The sequence below is a fragment of the Amphritea japonica ATCC BAA-1530 genome, from assembly GCF_016592435.1.
Taxonomy (GTDB): domain Bacteria; phylum Pseudomonadota; class Gammaproteobacteria; order Pseudomonadales; family Balneatricaceae; genus Amphritea; species Amphritea japonica.
The window spans coordinates 3,327,387-3,352,386 of sequence record NZ_AP014545.1 but is presented as its reverse complement, the minus strand read 5'-3'; the positions used below and the strand labels follow the sequence as shown (position 1 = coordinate 3,352,386).

The window sequence follows — 25,000 nt, the reverse complement described above, 5'->3', positions numbered from 1 at the left end:
GATCGGAGGAGATAATACCCTGGCAGCTCTGTTATCTCCTACTGCAGCTAATACCGATGCGGTCATTGCAGAGTTGAAAGCAACAATCGTTGCTGAATTGGATCTGCGTATCGCTGCTATGAAAAGCGTATTCTGGCTGGGCGATTTGAGTGCAAATGATACTAATGATTCTGATACAGACACCTTATTAGGCCTCACAGATGATGGCCTGGTAACGGGTAATAAGTTATTTAGTATTACTCCGAACACTCGCTTGCTTGAAGTGGGTAGTAGTTTTGATTTGGCATCGACAACCCAGTCGCTAGGACTGGATCTGGGATCGACCCTGAGTCAGATTCCTGGCTTAGATGTCGACTTGTCTCCGAACGTGACGGCGACTGCAGGTATGGCATTCGCAGTGGGTCTCGTTGAAACAACCTCGCAGACAACGCCAGAGTACTATATTGCTGATCCTGCACTAAGTTTCGATGTGTCAATTTTTGATGATGAGCTCTATGCAGGCATGGATCTTGGATTGATTAAGGCGGCTATTGGTGGGCCGGATGCTGCTGACCCTAAGGGTGAGCTGGCGCTGGATCTGGGCCTTGCGTTATCTACTGATGGGATTATCAGTAGCGGTGTTCTGTCTACCGCAACGCTGGATACTTTATTGAGCCTGGAGATCGATACTGATACTGGTGTTGTTGCAGACTTGCCTGTCGTTGTGGATACCACTGCTCTGGGTATCGATCTTCCAACTTTACCGGTTATTTCGCTGTCGACACCAACGCTTCCATCGTTGGGTAGCTTGTCTGATCTTGCTGATTTCTTTACTGCAAACCTTAACTGGGAACTGCCTGATCTATCCGACATATTAGATTTGGGTAATATTAGTATTGAACAGTTATTGTCGATGCTAAGTGATGGTCTGGGTTTTCTGGTAGATAACTTCGATTTCAACCTGAAGATTCCGGGAATCGATCTTTCGCTGGATGATATCTTCGGTAAGCTGCCGGGTATCAATGGTATCGATGATCTTTTTACAGATCTCCGTGGATTATTAGATGGTCTTGTCGATGCTGATTTTGGTCTGCAAGGTTTAGAGCAGTGGTTGAATGATCAGCTAGCTGGGTTAATGCCCACCTGGCCAACGATAAACCTTCCGAGTTTTGATCTGGGCTGGGATGGTTTCAATTTAGATATTGATTTTGATTTCGACTTGGATCTGGATGATATCCTGGGTTCTCTGTCGCTTCCTTTCAATTTAGACCTTGCGGACCTGGGGCTGGATGATCTGGGACTTGGTGATCTGGCGAATGCGATAAACATCAATGCCGACGGAGAGCTGGCCATTGATGCTGAACTGGATATGGCTTTCGACTTCCAGGTTGCCTTCAAAGAGTATGCAAAAGCGCTGATTGGTGACAGTGCGACCGATATTCAGAGCTATATCTATCTGGGTGACAATACCGGTATTAATCTTGATGCCAGTATCGCGGGTAATGACCTGAATGCTCAGGCGACCATCGATATGCCTGGCGTTATTCCAGATATCGGCTTTGTTATTGCTGGTGGTGCAGCGCTCGCTTCTGCTAATGCGAATGTTGGCTTAAATGCCAGTAGTGATGGGCGTTATAGCTTAAGACAGCTAAGTAGCGCAGCGTTCAACGCATCTGCATCAGGTGAAGCAACAATTGATCTGCCTATCTTCTTAGGAATTACTGATGCGGGTGTTGGCTTCCTGCCAATGGGTGGTACCGAAGGTGATTTCAATGGTGATGGTTATGCAGACAACCTGCTGCACGCCTCGTTTGGTTTTGGTATCAGTAATACTGGTGGTTTCACTACCGATGATCTGATGGTTGTTAAGCCTGGCTTCGGTGGCTTTGGCTTGCTGCAGTGGCTGGATAACCCTCAAAACTTGCTTAATGGCCTGAATGGTTTCTTCGATGGGATTGATGACCTGGCCGATTCCATTGCCTCCATTGAGATACCGCTGATCGGCGGTGAACAGTTTATTTCTATGGCCGACAGTCTGCGTGACATGCGGACTTCGGTAATGGGTACCGGTAGCGATGGTGGTTTGCAAGATATCCTGCAAGGCATGATTGATCGCAATGAATCGCAGGTTTCCAGCGTGATTCTTGGCGCTTTACGTCAGGAACTCTACGAAGGCCTGAAAGGCATTGATAACAAGTATCTCTCTTTTGTTACCGCTATTCTGGATGATAATGGTGAGAAGCAGTATGCCGAAGACGGCAAAATACTGACTAAACAGCCACAAAGTGCCGATGATATTCAGTTGCTGTTGAACAGTGAAGGCGAGCTAACCTTTAATCTGATGTTTGGCGGTACCCTGATCGGTGATCGGTTGGAGTTTAACTCTGACGGCAATCTGGTTGCCTGGGATGGTAATCAGCAGTTTGTTTACGATAGCCAGGGTGCGAAGATTGTTGGTGATACCAATATTGACGTTGTCAATTCAGTCCTCGACCCTGTTGGTTTGCCGATTGATTTCTCTGTTGGTTTACCGGGCCTTGGGCTGGATGCTGACGCCGATATTAATACCACGATGGATTATCTGATGGGGCTGGGTCTTGGCCTGAGCACTACTGATGGTGTATTCCTGGATACCTCGGGTATCAATGAAAGCGGTGAAGAGATCGCTGTTGATATAGTTGCCGAGCTGGATACGGGTAATGGGTCTATTACCGGCACGCTGGGCTTCTTGCAGATGGATCTTACCGGTGTTGCTAGTCTGATGGGTCACCTTGGCGTCGATCTGACGGGTGGTGGAGACGGTCGTCTGACTCTGGGTGAAACCCTGGGGCTGGCTATCAATGCCAATGCCGTAGCCTCTGCGGATGTTCAGGCAACCGCGTCTACTATTTTTGACTTTTTGCCATCGATGTCTACAGGAATCGAGTATGAACAGGTTCTTGATGCGTCCTGGAATCCTGATACCGGGGCTGCTTTCGAACTAGGTGATCCAGATGTGTGGCTGCGTGATGTCGAGCTCGATGCGGGTTCAATCATGGGTAGCTTCCTGGGTGAATCACTGAGCATCATCAAAGAGATTATTGAGCCGATGCGGCCGGTAATTGATCTGCTGACGATGGAGCTGGATTTAGGTATTGCTAAGTTGATGATGATTGACATGGCCTACCTGAAACTGCCTGCTAAGACCGTTGATACGGCGAAGAAAGTCATTCAGATAATCAAGAGTACTATTGAATTTATCGATGCTATGGACAGCATTGGTGGAATTATTAACTTTGGAGATTTCCATCTTACCGGTAACTTCCTGGAAGACCCTGATTCTCAAGTGACAGAGAGTGAAACCGGAGCAAATCGTGCCGGACCTACAGGAGGTAATAGTTCTACTCAGACCGCAGCAGCGGGTCCGGACCAGAAAGGTCTGGCTGAGGGACCTGTAAAACGATTCCGTCTGCCTATTCTGGAAGACCCGGCTACAGCGCTGGGGTTGATTACCGGTAAGCCGGTTGATCTGTTCTGGTACGATCTGCCTGACCTCGACCTTGAATTTACCTATAAGAAAACTTATCCGGTATACCCAGGCCTGAACGTTGGGATCATCGGTAGCGTGGGTGTTGAGACCTTCTTTGATTTTGGTTTTGATACCTCCGGCTTTATCGAATTTCAGGAATCAGGTTACGCTACATCTGAGATTTGGCGCATCATGAACGGCTTCTATCTGGACGATCATGGTCTGGAGAATACCGCTAATGACCTTGATGAAGTTGTGTTGTCAGCTCTGCTGGGTGCGATTGCATCGTTGGGTGTAGGTGGTCTTGTTGAAGCAGGTGTTATGGGGGGGATTGAAGCTACAATTGGCTTTGACCTGAACGACAAACTAACGCAGTTTGATAATGGCGACCCTATAGGTGATGGTAAATTCTACGGTTCCGAACTAATCGATCGAATCAGTCATGGTCCACAGTGTCTGTTTGATGTTCACGGTACCCTGACGCTATTTCTCGATGTATTCCTCTGGATCGGTGTCGATCTGGGTTTCTCTGAAATAACTATCTTTGAGGCGACCGAACGCTTTGTTGATATTCTGCTGGCTGAGTTTAGCTGGGAGTGTGTCCACGCAGCCCCAGAGCGTATCGCTGAAAAAACTGGTGATGTGCTGGAGTTGAAGTATTACGGTGACGACTCTGCCGGTGCCCACGCTTACACTGTTAAGCAACTGAATAATGAAGATACTGCCAACTGGACGATTGAAACATTGTTCAGAGAAGGGTTCCTCGATTTCGATTATTACACCTCCACTGAGCTGAGCGCGTTAAGTACGCGACTCACCAGCTTCGATGGCGAAGATATTTTGGTGGTCAGTACTGGTCAGCGGGTTGAGGTTTATCGTGCCAGTGAGATCAAAAAGATTACCACTCAGGGTACCTCCAGTGATGACCATTACCGTATCAGCAATGTCGATGAGTACGTTACGGATATCGACCTGAGTACTGCTGGTGGTAGTGATCTTATTGAGATCAATCTGGACGACAAAGATACTGTTGCCGATGCTATCAATGGCATCACTATAAATTCTGGAAGTGGCAATGACATTATTACCGTTAACGGCGGCGTTAACGACATTATAGCGGGCAATATCGTTATCGATGCCGGGTCTGATGATGACCGGGTTAAGGTTTCTGCGGCTATTGTTGCGAATATCATTGCACAGGGTGGTTCGGGTAACGATAGTCTGCGCCTGGACGGCGAACAGCATAATTACAGTTTCTTCGGTGCCTTTGGTGGCAATGGTCGCGATACCATTATGGGTGGCGATAATACCGACTTTATCTACGGCGACAGCACGCTTGATCTGCTACAGGTCAATGCCTTTATTGCTGCTGCGACCAGTGCTGCAGCTGCTACCGGCGCACCGAATGCTACAGGTACAACGCTTGCTGGTGTTCAAGCTCAGTCTGCTGCTAATAAGGGCGGCGCAGATGTGCTACTTAGTTATGGTGGAAAAGATTATGTTGAAGGTGGCGACGAAACCGTTGCTATCGTGTACAGCAATAAGTCCGATGATGCAGTTGTCAGCGTAGGCACCTATTTTGGTAGTTATGATCCTGATCTGCATAACAAAGTCATCAGTGTTTATTACAATGCGGATGGTACGCCGCTAGCGATGGATCATTACATGGCTGATGGCACGCTGACCGCTGTTGGTCTGGCTGCTCAGGCACTTGATCCGGAAAGTATTGTGTTACTGAACCGTCACGGTGATCTTATTAGCACGGGTGACGGCGATGATACCGTCTTTGCGGGTAAAGGTTTCGATAGCCTTAATGGCGGCAAGGGTGCGAACTACGTTGATGCGGGTATGGGTAACGATGTTATCGATGCGCTGGAAAGCTCCGGCATTGTAAAAGCGGGTGCTGGAGATGATGTAGTCGAATGGTTGTATGAACCTGGTACTACGCTGTCTGTTGATGGTGGCAGTGGTACAGACCGTTTGAGTGCGACACTGGTAGATCAGAATGATGTTGCCACAGATCAGGGCGTCTATATCTATGATAGCAACGGTGATGCTGTGCTGGCCGTTGACTCTGCGCCTGGCTTAACCCCTAAGACATTGGATACAGTCAAAGCGAGTGATGCGAACAACACGACCGACACCCTTGACCATATTACGCTGACTGGTGTGGAAGCGCTGACGCTGGCGATGGAAAATGGTGCGGATACGCTGAAGATCGATGACGTAATCGGCACTGATTTGACCTCTATCGATGTGGATGCGGGTTCCAGTCAGGAGATGATGTACCTGGCCGATCGGGATGCTGAGAATAATAAGTATGGTTCCCGTGCTAATAACTATTTGCAGTTCCTGCCTTATGCCCCTGAAGGCTCCAGCGTCACTCTGACCTATATGGATCAGGATATTACGGTATCCAGTTATACCGCGGCGGGTATTGCCGCAGCTTTGAATACTGCGTTAGGCCTTTCTGAAAGCCAGAAAATTAAGGCTGATGATCTGAACTTAGGCTCCTATGGAAATCAAAATCGCTGGATTCTGGATCTGGCTGATATTGGTCTTGAGGTTGATCCGAACGCTAACTACGAACTGTTTAGTCTGACTAATAATGGCACTGTTACTCTGGCTGATACCGCTGTAGCCAATAGTGGCCTGAATGCACAGCAAGCTGATTATTTCTATCGCGCCAGCTTAGCGTCGGGCGATTACAAGTATGACCCGGTCACCGGTGATCCTCTATTGACCAGCCATTTTATTCCTGCAGATCCTGCTACCGGCACGCAAGAAATTGAGATTGGTCAGGGGCTTGATCGCGTTACTTTATATGTTGGTTATCAGAATGATGCAGGTATAAATTACGGGCTAGGGTCGGCGAATACGGTTCAGGTTTATTCCTGGATGAACGCCTCTCAGGTGCAAGCGGTTATTGATACTAATGCTGCATTTAACGGAATTACGGTTACTGATCTTGCCGCAACGGTCGATGGTGCCTGGAGCTTTACCGGCGCTACTGATTCGCTAGCCTATAGTTATGAAACTCAGGACCACAACGGTGTTCTTTACAGTATTGAAGATACTCAGGTTATTGAGACCTTCTACCGTGCAACCAGCTTCAGTGCTGGCACGGTTGATTATCTGTTCAATGGCACAGAACCGGTTGTTGCAGTTGAATCCCTGCTGACAGGGGATAACCTGGACTGGGCTGAATGGATGGCCGGCTCAACGCTGATGTATGGTACTGAAAGCGTGTCCTTGGCTACGGTTGGCGCATTTGTTGCTGAAGCGCAACTGGCAACTAATCCTGATTATTCTAAAGCGACCGCTGCTCTGCAGGCTATTTTGAATGATTTCTCCGCTGTTGGAGATATTAAACTGGTACAGACAGTTACCAATGATGAACCTAGTTGGGCGATCTCAGAACGAGTAACGCCAACTGAAGCTGTTACATACAGCATTGATAAAAATGCGGATTATCTGTTCTACAACGGTAGCTATCAGGTCTTTGATCTGTCCGGAACTGATGCCGAGGATCTGTTAAATGTTAGCTCTGTAATTAATGAATTAACGGGCCGGGATGTCGTTGTTACCGATGATGGTAGCAACTGGGTATTTTCTGTGCCAAGTGAACTTGAAAGACCGATGCAGTCGTCCACTGGTGCAACTCCAACGCCTGTCGGTTCATATGTTTATACCTTCGCACATGCTATTGGGGCGCAGATTACTACCGCTTCATTGAGCTACGGGGGTGGCACGGCAGAAATTATTGATCTATCTGGCGATGATGCCTCTGATCAGGTTAACGTCAATGCCGCATTCGCGGCATTAGGCCTTGGTCAGGCGAATATTTCTATTGTTAACGGTAAGTGGCAGATAACGTTTGATAGTGCCCTGGCTCAAAGCCTGGAAATTACTCATGCCGGTGCTACTGAAACAACGACAGATATTAGTACGTATGTCGGTGAAACGCTGGTTAATGTTACTAACAAGCAGTTTGATTTAACGCTGGATCAGAGCAGTGGTTTAGTAGAAATCTACACGCAGATGGTTGAAAACCGTGCTAGTTCTACTCAGTCAGAAGCGGATGTAAGAGCTGAAATTGAAGCACTGACAAATGTTGTCGCGAGTACTATTACTATAACGGATACCGATCCTGCTGCTGGGGTTAGCTGGCAGATACGTTACGCAACACTTCAATCGGTTGATCTGACGTCTACAACTGCGGCTGCAATTATCACTGAGATTGAGACCAACGATGCGATCAGTGTCGGTGATGTGTCAGTAGTTGATGACGGCAGTGGTAACTGGACGATCAGCTTCGCCACCAGTGAAAATGGTATGCAGGTTGCTGCGTATAGTGCGTTGGCCGGTGATTTGACCGTTGAACTGCCATGGCAGTCTTATACCCTGACGTCAGATGAGCTGATCTTCGATCGTGCCGCTGCTGAAACAATGCAGGATACCGAGCAGTTTATAGTGCCAGCTATGGTTGGTGTCACTGGCGTTACACTGAGTATTAAAACACCCGGTAGCACTGTGAACTCAATCGCCGTTAGCGATGTGCAGGATTCTGCAGTGCTTAAAAGTGCGTTTGAAACATTAACAGGCGCTACTGCTGTTGTTGTCACCGCTGAGAATGGCGGCTGGCGTGTTGATCTTGGGCAAACTCTGGGTGTTGATCAGTATTTTGAATTTTCAGGTACCCGCAGCAGTGGTGGAGCGACCACTGTTCAGGTAAGTAATGCGTTCCAGCAAAATATTCAACAAGAGCTAAGTATTCCTCAAGGTTTTGATACTTACGAACTTACCTATGGAAATGGTACGACTCAGCAGGTGACTTATGCACAACTGCTGGATGGTTCTGCTTTTAATCTGGCCGCGGGACATATTGCAGCAATAGGGGATACTCCTTCTGCTGATCAGGTGGTTGTAACCGAATTTGTTGATCCGGATGGTGCCGCTCCCGATACTGTGCTGCATATTCGCATGGACGTGGCAGACCCATCACTTGCCGCGATAGATTATTTTAATTTTGTACTCAAGCCTGTTTACGACAGTGCAGCTAAGGCCATCGGTGGCGTTTCGTCAACCGAGAACGTCAGCCTGATGAAAGTAGTTGAACAGCTGCAACAGAATGGTGAATGGACCACCATGATGGATGGCGGTATCGCCGCTGTCTTTGATATCGATACTAATACGAACAGTACTGGAGAATTCCTGTCAGCGTTCCAGGTAATTGAACGTCAGGTTCCACGTCAGATTCTGAAAGATGTCTGGGAAATTAATGATGCAGGCGTAGCGGTTAAAACTAATACGCAAGACTGGTTCCTGGACCCACGTATTATTACTGATGAATCGGTCGATTCGATCAGTATTTATGGCTCCGACAGTAGCAATGTAAATGATCGTTTTGTAGTGGGTAATGAGATCATTAACCGGGGTGTTGAAAACCTCGAACAGATCAACTTCGATGTGATGCAGGTCACTCATACACATGATGGAGTCGATAACGATGGAGTCGTCATTACCCTGAGAAACCTGTCGCTGGATGCAGGGATTTCTGAGGATATCAACGATACGGTCAACATTGATGCCCGAGGTGGTAACGATACGCTGCTGGCGGGCAATGTGCCTAACCGTCCGGATGTTGTTGAAGGTAAGGATGTACTGTTGAGCCGGGTAGTTGATGAGCTAACCCTTTCCGGTGGCAGTGGTAATGACCAGATTGTTGGTAGTCTCTTTGTCGATAAAATTGATGTGGGTGATGGTGTTAACCGAGTGACCGGTGGTGAGGGTGTTGATACCTTTATTAATAGCGGTACCGGCGTTTCAGAGAACACGTTGATTGAGTCTTTTGGTATTTCCGATAGCGTATTTGTACTGACGGATACCAGCCTGTCGATTACGTTCGATCAAAAACGTATGGAAGAAGATGAAAACGGTGACTATGAATTGATTACTGACCGCCCGACTGAGATAGAGTCGGATGCGAATGGTAATGGCATTAGTCTGTTTGATAATTTTTATCTGTATGGTAGTGCTTATAACGATAAATTCAGCATTGGTAACTTTACGAAACAGGCTGTTCTTGATGGTACAGAGGGCGGCGATGAATATACGATAACCTTAAGTGGCACGGTAAGTGGTTCATCTAATGTGCGAGTGGTTGATAGTGGTCAGGGTATAGAGACCGATTCTGTCATTCTTCAGGGTAGTGATAGTGACGATACTATTCAGTTAGATGCTGAAGTATCCACCGCGGATTATGAGTTAGAACTGTCTGGCGAGAGCGTTACCTTTGGTTATAACAGTCTTACAGCCGTTGTTGACTTCACAACGATAGAACGGGGTGTAGAAGCTGACGGTATTACGCCGAAAGCACTGACAGATCAACAAAAACGTGACCATATTGAAAGTCAGCTGGAAGCGTTGGATGGAATCAATGATGTAACGGCCAGTGGGGATGGAAGTACACAAAAGCCTTGGCGGGTAAGCCTGGTGGATGTAACTGATACCAGTCTTGCTTTGACGGTAACATCATCAGGAGATGCATTAACGGGTATTAATACCGCTTACGTGCAGCGACTGACCCCGGGGGCTGCCAATTCACTGCTTGCGGGTGCTCCGGACATCGATGCGATGTTTGATAATCCAGTTAACAAGTCACAGATATTTAATCGCATCAGCGGTACAGCAGCGAACAACGAGTCATTTTCTCTTAACTATCACAATACCAGCGTTGCCTTTACCTACGATGCAGGCAGTAGCCTTAGCTATACCGAGCAACTTTTGGTTGCGTTGCAGTCAATCGATAGTAGTGCTCAGTTAGTCGGTCTGGGAACAGAGCAAGACCCATGGATGCTAACCTTTAACAGCACTGCTACGGATGCGGTAGATAGCCAGGGTAATTATTATCTGTTGACCCTGACAGGTGTTGATGCAGCTCAATTCACTAACCCTGCGGATATTGCTGATGCTGCTGCTCAGACTCGAGCGTCGGGTGATCTTGCTGCTGGTGACTTCCAGCGAGTGTATTACAACTACACCACCGAACGAGTCTCAATTCACGGGCGGGGAGGTGATGATACCTTTATTTCTGATAATACTGCGGCGGCTGTGAAGGTCTATGGCGACCAGGGTAATGATAACTTCCTGGTTGGTCGGGTACTGAAGACTAAAATGGTATCGATTACCGTAGGTGAGGGTGCAGAAGCTCATCAGGTACAGGTTCAAATTGTTGATAATGCTGATACCGATGGTGATGGTATCGGTGATGGTATTACCGCAGGTGTGAGCTATAACGCTAGTTTCTACGGTGGTAGTGGTGACGATTACTTTGAGGTTAACCACAACGTTGGTGAGCTGCAATTGTACGGTGAAGCCGGTGACGATACCTTCTTCCTGAAAGCTCACAAGGTTGAGCGTGACAGTGAAGTTGTTGAAGACGAAGGCGGAAAGATCACTACAGGTGCTGGTGATGATGAAGGTTATGTCGACGAGAAAGATAAAGATATTCTGCTCGACTATATCGAAAATAATCGGGTTGAGATCTTTGGCGGAGCCGGGTTTGATACGGTTGTTATTGCCGGTACAGCACTGGCAGATGATTTTTATATCTACACGGATAATGATGGTCAGCAATACCTTTATGGTGCGGGCCTGAAACTGGAAAATATCGATAGCATTGAGCGTTTGGCTCTGGTTACCGGTTCCGGTGATGATCAGGTATGGCTGTATGGTTTGGATGAAGGTCTGAGCCTGATGTTAAATATGGGCTCAGGCGACGACAAGCTTCATCTGGGGGGGGCTCAGCAGGAGTTTGAAGTGACCTATCCGGCTGCTTCTGCTAGTTATACCGTGACTCAGAAGCTATTGCAGGAAGTCCTGACTAACACCGATATTGTCACTGATAATATCAGTCTGGTGCGTCGCGAAGATGGCGAGATGACGGCAGGTGAGAAGATTGCTGCGTTCCAGGCTTTCTATGATAAGTGGTACCCAGAGGGTGCCGATTCATCTAAGGTTTCAATAAGCCCTGAGCATTGGAACCTGCTGGAGGCGAATGTTGCTGCGGCGTTGTATCACTTTGCCAATGCGATAGATAATACTGACACCTACATATATAACCCTTATGCAGAAAGAGTAACCCACCTATGGTTGTGGACGCACTGGCATGATAATTATGATGCTTCGAAAGTGCCGTTCACCAGCCAGAGTGAGATTAATAAGTTCACCGCTTATGAAACTGATACGGCAGCTATAAGGGCGCTTCTCGATAATACGACCCCGTTGGGTAATCTGAATTCAGGTACCTCTGGTAATAACAACTTCTATGCCTCTTTGGTCAATGGTACCGCACCTAAAATGCAGAGTGCTTTACCTATAGAAGGCGTGTTGGAGTTAATGAGCGGTAACTACATCTGGCTGGATGCTTATCGTGATGGTGGCTTTGGTCAGTTATCAGTTGATGACCTTCTTTATGATGAGTTCCTCAGTGTTGCCGTTGATTATGCGCTGGCAGGTGATCTGATTCATGTACATGAGGGCGATCTTGATGCTCATGGTGATAACGATATCCTCGGTGATAGCGTGTTAACCACTCAGGTACAACATAACGGGAATATGCCTCATGTGGAGGGTGTCGGTGATAAGTGGCACATGGATCGCCCTATCGAAAATAACTTTAGCGGTGGTGATCTGCTGGCCGACCTCCTTGCTTTGTTCTATAAGGTTGAGGCGCTTAATGATGTTGCCTACAACCAGGTAGAAACATATAGCGCGGTAGAGACTGAAGGTTTAGCAACCTATCGCTTTGATAAACTTCCAGAGCGTACTGAAACCCGCTATATGGCAGAAAGCTATGATCTTTCTCGTATTGCAGGTGTAGTACGAGTTGCCGGTGCTGCTGGTGATGATACGGTTTATGTGAATGCTGAAAGCAGTGCCGCTGGTGTAGCACTGACAGCTGATTTAGAAGCGAAGACGTTGAGCCTGGGGGATTTCACCTTTAGCGCAACGCCTCCAGAGAATTTGATAGTTGCCGCCGTTCAAGCACGGATAGCTGCCGCACTCGCCGCCAGTGAGACGCCTTTGCAGAGTGATCTGGAACTGATCGCTGCGTACGATGAAAGTGTTGTCGTAGCTCAACTTGAAGCGGATATTGCTGCAGGTAATTCAGTCACACCAGTAGAGCAGGCTTTAGTTGATACTTACAACCCAGCCACTTTACAAAGTGCACTGGAGCGAGCCTATGGCCCGTTAGTTTCTGCAATCGAAGCGCGAGTCCTCGCAGGTGAAACGGTTACCCAGAACGATCTGAATCTGGTTGATTCTTACTACTACGATGCTGCGCATACCATTAGTCATTCTGATTTGCAGGATGCGTTAGTTCGCGCGCATAAAGAATTAGATATTGGTGTTCTCGACAGATTGTTGGGTACTTCAACTCAGCCTCCTGTAGATCAGGTTACCGTGAATGTATCGATTGATCGCGTTGTACCTGATGCGACGGATCCTGATGGTCTGTTTAACCGCACTTTGGCGTCGGTACTCACCAGTATTAGTGCTCAACATACAGCGATTACTGGTATCGTCTGGGATAGCACCAGTGGTACGACTCTCGCAGCAGACCGGTCCGCATGGTTTGATTCAGTATTAGATTTTGCTAATCGGGGATTGGATCTAATTGGCCAGTTGCCTGTGGGAACGACGGTGCCAGATGAGGCTAAGTTCTCGCTGACCGTTTTGAATGCGATTATTAACAGTACAGAACTGGCTGATCTTAAAACGCTTAATGGCACTGCTTTTGATGGCTTAAGTGCGGCGCTTAATAGCCTGCTCTCCTATATCACACTGGATATCGTTAATACTGATAACAAGACTAAGGATCTGGACGTCATTGCTGAGTCTGGCCTGCAGGTTTACCTGCCAAGTGCGCTTGGTTCGGTTAACGGGGGTGTTACCACTTTAGATACTTATATTGCTGAGCGTTCATATCGTGATGATCTATGGGCTCAAGCTGATGTTGATCTTGGTAATCTCTATAACAGCCGTCTTGATATTGGTTCTAGAGCTATTGGCTTCCTGGATCGATTGGTGGCGCTACCCGATGAAAATGGTAATGACTCTGAAGCGGTGGCTCTTACTACCACGGGTAATGCTGATCCGACCTTGGTGAAAATTGTTACTTTCGGTCTATTGCCTGATTTTCCTAATCTGATTGTGGGTGAAGGGGATTCTGCTACTTCAAGTCTTGCTACAAACAAAGTTGAGATGCTTAAAGAGTACGTTCAGCAGCTTAACTCACTTAATGGTGCTTACTATACACAGAGTTACTATAGCGTTGACGGTAGTGGTAATAAGATACTGAGTGCTGTTGCGATCAATCGGGTCAATGGGCTTGTTGCTGGAGCATCAGCTCTGGAGAACAATGTTTATCTTACTGCTGCAACCTGGAATGACTATGTGACAGCGGTCGGCCAGAGTGGAAGGGTTGATCAGGACTTTGACGATACTACTGTAAAAAATCTAATTGAAGCTGCGTTTGATCAGGCTCAGCGGACGGATATTACTGCGCCGGTTGAAGATGGCACCCGGGTTCATCTGGATAACAATGGCCGAATCGGTTATTTCGATATTCAGACAGTACAGGACGATGACTTCTTCTATCTGCCCAGCCTGATTCAGATTCGAGAAGACTATAGCCAGAGTGTGACGGTAACCTCTGCAGAAGGGTATGCCGTTTCTAAGGCGAATGCCTATGACGTGACTTACGATACGTTAACTCTTAGTGAAGCTGGTCAGGATCTGAACTACGGCTTCTTCATGAACTCGTTCGAAAATGTCGAGTTGAACCTGAATACTGATTCAGGTGAAGTCGCTGATGTGAATATTGGCACCACTCGCTATGTTGAAGATATTACTATCACTACTGGTAGTGGCGCTGATGACCTGGATATTAATACTGATTCAGCGCTTAGCACTCTGATTATTGATACCCATGCCGGTGCCGATAAGGTGGATGTAGGTGCGTCAGGAACCGCTAGCCTGACACTGACTACTGAGGGGGGAACGGATGAAGTTACCCTGTCTCAACTGTTTGGAAATATCGACGTAAAGACCGGTGATGACAGCGATATTATTACACTATTCGACGACCTGGCCGGTACAGGCGCGGTTGTTGAGATTGATGGTGGCGATCAGGGTGATAAGTACATCTTCACGGTTGCCCAGGGTATTGTTGGCGGCAGTCTGATTAATCTGAAAGACACCGGTGATGACGGTGCAGATACGCTGCTTTATAAAGGTAGCAGCGATCTGGTTAATGGTGACCTGATTCAACTCGATATCATTAATGCACGTACGCTTGCTTCATTTGGTGCCTTCGGCTCTAAGCTAGGTAATGAGGGTGAAGGCTTGCTGATCTCTCATTTTGATGATGTGGCGGGAGACTTTGCAGCGGCAACTTTGGATGATACCGATGCGTTAATGGCGGTTGAACAGTCTGAACTGTCTAATTCATCTAACTATCAGGTATTGAATTATTCAACTATCGAGCAGGTCACGGTACATCTTGGCGCGGGTAACGATAAGGTTATCAGCGATGATACATCACAAGAGATTGATATCTTCGGTGGTGATGGTGATGACGAGTTCTATATTGGTTCTATAGTCGAAGCCGGTGAGGTCTCGGTCGAAGGTCGTCTGATCGACATTGCCCTTGAGGTTACCAACGGCACCTCTTTCGAGATGAATATCTATGGTGGCGATGACGATGATTATTTTGAGGTCAACCATAACAAAGCAGATATCGGCTTGTATGGTGATAAGGGTAATGACACCTTCTTCATTAAAGCACTACTGACGATTAATGAAGATGAAGATCTGGTAGAGATCGATAATAAGACTGCGACCTTAAGCGGTACCTCTGGTGAAGGGAGTGAAGCTGACCAAAAGGGTAATAATGATACACGACAGGTCGATGTAGACTCGCTGGTTTATGTTGAAAATGCCAATATCAAAATTGATGGTGGTGCTGGCTTTGACTCCGTCGCTATTGTTGGTACTGCACTGAGTGATACCTTCTACATCTTCACCGAGGTAGATCCAGATACGAATGAGACGGTTCAGCGTATTTACGGTGCTGGCGTTAAACTTCGAGAGCTACTGAATATTGAGAGTATTCAGGTTATTACCGGTGCCGGAGATGACCGGGTTTATGTCTATGGTGTCGATATGGGTGCTGTAGCGAACCTTATTATCAATACCGGCTCAGGTAGTGACACAATTTACTTCGGTGGCGATACGCTTGAATTTGATCTGAATTACCCAACCCGTAAACGTACAGATTATGCTTCTGTAGGCGGCTATGATTCAGCAGGTACAGCATCAATTGCCTACGGTCTTGATATTGAACTGACGGAGACTCTGGATCGGGTCGTACCATTTGAGGTTGTCGTTCCTGCGCATACCCTGAAGAAGGTAGTAGCCGCGGCACCTACCCTGGCAGGTATTCTTAACCCGGTTGAGATAAAGGATTCAGAAGGCTGGTTGGATACTGTTGTCTTCAATAATCAGGAAGGGGCAGATAAGCTGACCTTCGAAGCGCGTGATCTGATAAGGAAAGAGATCGATACGGATGTAACTCAGATTAACTTCCCTACCACTGCTACCAATGCTGTTGGCGAGACTGACCTGATTGCTGAGCTTAACACCCTGTCAACATCAGCGCAGGATGGCATCAAAGAGATGGTTAATGACCATCTGCATAACCAGATAACCTTTGATGATCGATATACAGATACGGATGCGGATTCGGCTACTGGCCAAGGATTGATTAGTCGTTTGTCGGCTAATGCTGTCGCAGGTACCGGCTTAGAATCTATCACGATTGCAGCAGGGGTATCTTATGCGGTATTCCAGAACACCCTGACAGATCAAGATACAATTAGTCTGGCTCGTGATCAGCTGGCTACTTTCCTAAATGGAACAGGCTTTACCGTTAACTACGATATCACCAACCCGTCAGGTACTGAGCCTCTTTATAAGATTCGTGATATTACCAGAGGGCTTGAGACGCTTACGTTTGAGGGGCAGTACACCGAAACGTTGAAAGATGGCGTTACTTATTATGACCTGATTGGCGTTAGTCTTATTACGGCCACCACTATTGATCTGGAGCTAAAAGCCGGTTATCTGAAACCAGTTGATATCACCGATCCTCTGAACATCAAGTATTGGAATGAGGTACGCAGAGATGCGTTGAACTCAGTCTTTATGAGTGATGAAAAGCCAAGAATTTACTTCGAGGCGCCTGAGGAAATAAAACTAAATCTGAATGAAACTCAAGCTAATACACTGACGTTAAATAATGATCGTTTTGCCGGCAAACTATTTGTTCAGGGTGGTGGTGAGAACGATAACTTTAATGTTAATGCGATAGCAGGCCAGACCTTCCTTCGCGGTGGTGATGGTGATGATACCTTTACGGTTGGGCAGGGTACGGTTGATCAGATCAATAGTGAACTGTTCATGCTGGGTGAAGGTGGCGATGGTGATAGTGTTATCGTTGATAGTACTGATCTGACTGGCTCCACCGATGTAGAGATAGTGAAGAGTACTGTCCAGCATGATTTGCAACAGGAGAAACTCAGTAAAGTTACCAATGCGCTTGAGCTAACCGTCGATGACACTACTCCCGAAGGAGCTGCAGAGAATGTTCTGATAGGCGCAGAGCTTGAAACTGAATCGGTGGCTTACGCGGAAGAAGCGGCACTGAAAGTTGACGCTGCAGATCTACAGGCAATCGCAGTCCAGGCAGCAAATGAATTAGGTGTAAGTCTGGAGGAAGCTCTCACGGCGACTAAGAATCTGTATATGCAGCAGATCGGTTTAGTTGATCAGGTAGATGGGTTAATTCAGGATCAGCAGAGTATTTTAAGATCTTATCTTGAGAGTACGCTTGCTAAATACTACAACGCTCGTCAGGCGGTGGCATCGAAAGAAGCAGCAGTTGCTCGCCTGGAGGCTTCGATTGAAAGGCAGGCTGATTCTGCGGTTCAGTCCATTTTCTCTCAATGGAGTCTGTGGAACTCTCAGATACAGGCGCCTACCAGTTCCTGGATGACAGCAAACCACCCGGGATGGTCTAACTGGTATTTATACTTCAGTGTAGGCAATCCACAGGACTTTAATGCAAACACGGTCCTGGCAGGGTATGACAAAACGGCTGAAACACTGACTCTGGCGCTGAAAATGCGAATCTATGGTGATGGCATCACTACAGGTTATAAGATTGGTGACGGTGGTTGGAATGCGCTTGATCAGGTTCTGCCAACAGCGACTAGCTACGTTATTCCGGTGAATTCTTACATCGCTGGTAAGCTGGCGAATATTGAGTCTCTGAAAGCACAGTCGTTGGTTGCGAATAAGCAGTTAGAAACGTTAAGGGCTGAGTTGAAAGGTGCAACTGCGCCGTTGAAGTCATACTTCACCAATGCTGCCGGAACTGCAACATCAGGTCTGTCATCAGCTGAGCTGGATGCCTTTTTTATTGCTGTGAAGCAGCGTGGTATTACAGAAGCAACAAATGACGTAATAGGAAATAATGCCGGAGTCGTAAGTGCGCTTAATACGATAGAGCAAGAGATTACTACTACCAGTAATGTTGCTTTAACGGCGCTGAATGATGCAATTGCTGATGCCCATGCTCTGGCTATTGCAACGGGTGATATAGCAACGAAAGTTGATGCAGTGACCACCGAACTGACTAGTTTACGTTCGGTTCTGAGTGCAACAGCGGGTACTGCAGATTCCTGGGATAAATGGGTTTATCTGATTAGATCTCAGCTTGAGGTGGATGTTCAGTTTACCCCTGAAACTACCGAGCTTGGCAATATCAGGGCTCTTTGGCAGGCCATTCCAAATGCCGCCGGTTATACCGCTGCGACAACGTTCAATGGGTTGTCAGCACCAACCTGGCAGGATTCGCTGGATCTGTTTGATGACACAGGCTTTGCCAATGTTGTCAGTGCGTACAAACTGGCTCAGGAATTGGCTAAAGACTTCACTAACTATAGTGATGCTAAGTACACAGATTATCGTGCCGCGTATCGTAATATGCTCAAGTTCGAGACGGCTGCAACCTATCTTGAGAATGGCTTTAATTTCGGAGACTTTAAGGCTGATTACAAGGCTAATGTTGATAAGCTCGATACGGTTATTGAGTTGTTGGAATCTATCCGACTGGAATCTCAGTACAAAGCACAGCTTGTCTCGCTGCGGGCAGATAAGCAGGAAATAGATGCCATTGTAATTCACAATACTGCGATTGTTTCCTTCTTCCAGGAGAGGCTGAATGAGGCTAATGCAGCTAAAGCAACATTGTTGCTTCCAGGTAGTGAACTGCTAAACGATTACACCGTAACCTTTAATTACTTCTTAGGTCTTTCATTCACATATACATTCGACTATAGCCAGGATGCTCGTTACGTAGCCGCGAATAACGCTATCATTGAAGCTCAGGCTAACTTGTCTAAAGCTCAGGGTAATGATGATAAGGCGTTGTCTGATCAGGCTGGTCTCAATGCGAAGATCACTACAATCGACAATAAGTTGACTGCTGTACAGGCAGTGCTTACCGCCAGTAGTGTCGATCTTGATGCGCTTAAGCAAACCCTGGATCAGCAGTATAAGTTCCTGCGTAACCTGAGCCGTGTGGCTATCACAGTATTGAGTGAAACACGGGCCAATGCGGCTCAAGACTTCGAAGATACGAGTAGCCTGGTGGCTGAAGTATTGTCTTATGCCAGTACTTATACGGTTACCTCTGCGGCTGGAACGCCGGCGGGTGCTGATCCTGATAGCCCATATTCAAGTGCGGTATTTACACCAGGGCCAAGTGGTAACTCTGTGGTTGCTACTAAGACAGAGTGGGATTCTTTCGAAGTATTATCGTTGAAGAACCTGAATGTCGGTGGTATTCATGCCGATTACAATACGATTGAAAATTTCACATTGAATCTGGGTGGTTCTTTAGACACTGTCTCTATTAAAGACAGTTTGGGTCAGTCTATCAGTGAAGTGACGGTTAATACTGGTGAGGGTAAAGATGATATTACCGTCGGTAAGTCACAGAATCTGAATGGTATCGTTGGCACAGTGACTATCGATGCCGGAACCGATGCGAGTGATAACACACTGATTATCGATGACAGTGAAGATCTCACTAATAACAAAATTACCATGACGAATAGTAACCGCTCCGGTTACACCTCGGTGACTGAAACCAGTCAGGGGGACATTAATTTCAGAGGTAACTATGGTCAGGCGGATGGCAGTGCCGGCGTTAATCTGAAAGCAGGTAAGGGTAATGATGACATTACTATTGCCGGTGTTATTGCGGACGCTCATACGCTGGTTGAAGCTAATGAGGGTGATGATGATGTCACTGTTACTAATACAAACACCCGCGCCTTGAATAGTCAGACATCTCTGACCATAAAAGGCGATTTGGGTGATGATGTAATTGATGCATCTCAGTCTGGCTTTGGTGTGACTATTGAAGGTAATCAGGGTGATGACGTTATCTTTGGTTCAGCGTTTGACGATAACCTGTCAGGTAATGAAGATAATGATTTGATCTTTGGCGGTCTGGGCGCCGATATTATTTCCGGTGACGAAGGCCGGGATATCCTCTTTGGCGACCTGGCAAGCATCACACTGACGCTTCCGCCAAGTGGGCCACAGACAGTTACTGTGACGGTGACTAGCGCTAATGTGTCGGAGCAGGATCAGCAAGGTATTGAATACCGCTATCAGTATTTCCGTGATGGTCTGTTGGCATCACTGGAATCTACTTTTGCGGGTGGAAATGTTGGTAACGGCGATACTATAACCGGTGGTGCGGGTAACGACACTCTGGTTGGTGGAGCAGGGCAGGATGTCATCAGTGATGACAGCGGTAATGAACTGGTGTTTGGTGATCATGCTCTGATCACCTATCTGTCAGGTGTTACTTTTGCGCTGGCTAGTGTGGCAAGCCGTCGTAGTGACGAAGGTGATGATGACATCATCACCCTGCTGGATGGTAACAACATCGTTGTTGGTGGTTCCGGTAAAGATACTATTCGCATCAATGTCGAAGAAGATCAGGCTAACCCTGGTAGCTATATCCCGACGACTGTCAGCAGTACGGATATCGTATTGGGCGACAACGGTCAGATCAGCTGGGATAACAATGAAGAGCTAGCTTCAGTCAGTAGTTCCAATACCGCAGACGGTGGTGCTGATGATATCGATCTGGGTAACGGCACTAAAACAGTGATCGCGGGTGTCGGCAACGATACGGTTGATACGGGTATCAACGGCACCGATCGGGTGATCGGTGATAACGGTACGATTACTTATGCTGCTGGCGCACTGCGCAGCATGACCAGCGATGCCCATGCAGACGGTGGTGACGATACGCTTACCCTGTCGGGTGATGTGAATCAGGTGATCGGCGGTAGCGGTATTGACGGTATTACGGTGAATACAGCAACCAGCACCGACCATGTGCTGGGTGATAACGGTACGATGACCTACACCGGTGCTAAGGGCAGCGAACAGCTGACCAACATGCAGAGTGATCTGGGTGAAATGGGCGGTGACGATACCATTACCCTGGGCAGTGGCGACAAGATCGTGATTGCCGGTAAGGGTAAGGATACCGTTAAAACGACAGTGAACAGCGCGGGTAACCGGGTGGTTCTGGGTGACGAAGGTGAGATCGCCTACGATACCAGCCTGAATCTGGAAACGGTTAAGAGCACCAGCACAGAGGGTGATAACGATATCCTGACGCTGGGTGGTACTAACAGCAACATCGTCATCGGCGGTGTCGGTGGCGACGATATCGACAGTGGTGATAGCACCGATATCGTGCTGGGCGACAACGGTCAGATCAGCTGGACTAATGCGGAACTCACTTCCATTGCCAGTACCGATACCGCAGACGGTGGTGCTGATGATATCGATCTGGGTAACGGTACTAAAACAGTGATCGCGGGTGTCGGCAACGATACGGTTGATACGGGTATCAATGGCACCGATCGGGTGATCGGTGATAACGGTACGATTACTTATGCTTCTGGCGCACTGCGCAGCATGACCAGCGATGCCGATGTGGACGGTGGTGACGATACGCTTACCCTGTCGGGTGATGTGAATCAGGTGATCGGCGGTAGCGGTATTGACGGTATTACGGTGAATACAGCAACCAGCACCGACCATGTGCTGGGTGATAACGGAACCATGACCTACACCGGTGTTAAGGGCAGCGAACAGCTGACCAACATGCAGAGTGATCTGGGTGAAATGGGCGGTGACGATACTATTACCCTGGGCAGTGGCGACAAGATCGTGATTGCAGGTAAGGGTAAGGACACCGTTAAAACGACAGTGAACAGCGCGGGTAACCGGGTGGTTCTGGGTGACGAAGGTGAGATCGCCTACGATGCCAGCCTGAATCTGGAAACGGTTAAGAGCACCAGCACAGAGGGTGACGCTGATATCCTGACGCTGGGTGGTACTAACAGTGACAGCAACATCGTCATCGGTGGTGTCGGTGGCGACGATATCGACAGCGGTGATAGCACCGATATCGTGCTGGGCGACAACGGTCAGATCAGCTGGAGTGATGCGGAACTCACTTCAATTGCCAGCACTGATACCGCAGACGGTGGTGCTGATGATATCGATCTGGGTAACGGCACTAAAACAGTGATCGCGGGTGTCGGTGCTGACTTTATTGATGCGGGTGAAGGTCAGCATCGGGTGATCGGTGATAATGGTGAATTGACCTATTCAGCCGGTAAACTGAGTAACATGACCAGCACAGCCGGCTCAGAAGGTGGCGATGATACTGTTACGCTGGGAGATGGTAATAACCAGCTTATCGCCGGACAGGGTGCCGATATTATTACTACGGGTGCGGGCACAGACCAAATTCTGTCAGATAATGGCAATTTGGTTATTGATTCAACGACCCAGATTCTCCGTAGTGCGAATAGCGTAGAAGATACCCTGGGTGGTAACGATACTCTAATGCTGGGTGATGGCGATAAAGTTGTTATTGCTGGTATTGGTAAAGACCAGGTAACTGCAGGAAATGGTAACCATCATGTACTGGGCGATCACGGTAATCTGATTTATCAGGTGGATGGTATCCTGCAACAGGCTATTAATAATGGTACTGCTGGTGATGCAGACACTATCAAACTGAATCAGGTCGCTTCAGGTGATAACGTAGTCATTGCGGGAGCCGGCGGTGATACTGTCATTACCGGTAATGGTAATGACTATATTCTGGGTGATCATGGTGAGCTGAACTTTGTTGCTGGCATTATTACTGACGGGCGCAGTACTAACATCAGTCAGGGTGGTGATGACACTGTGACGCTCGGTGATGGTGATAAACTTGTTATTGCAGGTTTTGGTAGCGATACGGTTTCTGCAGGTAACGGTGATAACCGTGTGCTGGGAGATAACGGTGAATTGCTATTTGATACAGACGGAACGCTGCGCACAATCGATACTCAGGATGTGCTTGCAACCACCGGTGGTATAGATAGCATCGTTTTGGGTAACGGTGAACATATTGCGATGGGTGGTACCCACGGCGATACGCTTACCTCCGGTACGGGTGAGGCCATACTGATAGGTGATAACGGAACCGCGATCTTTGCTGCTGATGGTAAACGTATTCAAGTTACCAGTGAGCTGAGCTCTCTGGGAGGTGATGACGTTATTAGCGCGACAGGAGGTGATAATCTGGTACTGGGTGGTGTTGGCCATGATGGCATTACTACCGGTGCAGGAGCAGATAGAATCTTCGGTGATAACGGTCAGCTGGATTATCTGAATGGCATACTGAACCGAACCGAAACAACCGATACTTCTGCATCGACAGGTGGTATCGATACCATTGAAGCAGGCAATGGTGACAACATTGTATTTGGTGGTTCGCATGGCGATGACATCGACACGGGTACCGGAAACAGTATCTTGATGGGTGATAATGGCTTTGTGCAATTGAATGTGGCGGGCGATCAGAGAGTGCAGGTAGTCAGCGAACTCAGTACTCTGGGTGGCGATGATGATATTAATGCCCGTGGTGGTAATAACCTTGCATTCGGTAGTGTCGGAAATGACCGTATTGAAACGGCTGCAGGCGATGACGTTATCTTCGGTGATAATGGCGTAGCTGACTATATAAATGGTCTGGGAGATACTTATAAAACAACCGATATCACTATGGACACTTCTGGCAACGACACATTAATCAGCGGTGCTGGAGCTGATCTGATTTTTGGTGGTTTGGGTGATGAAGTGATATACGCCGGTGCGGGTAATGACAGTGTTGTCGGTGATTTAGGTGAAGCTAATTTCAACACTGAAGATAGCGATCCTACCACTCTTGATCAGATCTTCAGTAAGAACTCTGAGATAGGAGGGGCCGATGAGGTCCACGGAGGTGACAACAACGATGTCATTATCGGCGGTGCTGCCGCTGATAAGCTGGAAGGCGGTGATGGTGATGACTTCATCTCTGGTGATGGCGGACTGGCCATTTTTGCTGATGGGAAGTTGATCAGTGCGGAAGCGTCTGAACTGTTTATCGGTGGTGACGATGTGCTGGGAGGCGGAGCCGGAAACGATATTATGTTTGGAGGTTTCGGCAGTGATATTTTCTTTGGTAACCTCTCAGAGGATGCAATGATCGGAGAATATGGTCGTGCCCTGATCGACACTAGCGTGACAGGTTTTGAAAACGGAGTCTCTGTGATACGTTTGGGTCAGGGTAAACTTGACCTTATCGCAAGCACGCAGTTTAGTTTGTACGATGACAGCCCTGATATTACTGAAGTAGAGCCGTTTAAACTGCAGAAGTCATCATTGGCTGCGTTAAGTGTGGTGGGCTTTAGAATTAATTCAGAGTCTGAATCGGAATCGGCTATTTATGTTGAAGATGAGACTGCGCACCGATCTGCTGCGCCATTAGAGGATACTAAGGGCGATCCAGAGAATCCGGGTGATGAAGCTTGTTTAGATGCTGATGGTAATGTAATTGTGTGTTCAGTGGACGAGTCTGCTGAAGCACCGAAACCAGAAACGTCTGATGAGCTTCCTCAAGTGGAGCCTCAGGTTGAGCCTGAAGCTATCGAAGAAGAACCTGAAGCACCAGAAGAAGGCGCTGAACAGCTTCCGGCTGATGGAAGCGCTGAAGATAATATTGAGGAAAGCGCTCAGGTAGGTACCGCCGCTGCAATTGCTGCCTTAGCGGGTTGGAAGTTGGCAAGCGGAGAGCGAAGTTCAGTAGGAAAACTTTCTACAAAAGGTTTCAGCGAACTGCGTCATAAGCAGCGTCGGGTGAAGCGTTGGGATGAAGCAACGCAACGTTTTATTGAAACCAAAGAAGTGGGATCTGCGTCTGGTAAAGACTGGTTGCAGGCTTTAAAAAACACGACAAAACATTAA

Annotated in this window: 1 protein-coding gene (running past one end of the window); it reads left to right on the top strand. The window is 47.6% G+C overall.

What is annotated here, in order from left to right:
- Positions 1-25,000, top strand: partial view of a DUF4347 domain-containing protein gene (locus tag AMJAP_RS15455; protein ID WP_201356390.1) — the 3' portion only. 4,628 nt of this gene lie to the left of the window's left edge; the window shows 25,000 of its 29,628 coding nt (coding positions 4,629-29,628); the start codon falls outside the window, past its left edge; its stop codon occupies positions 24,998-25,000.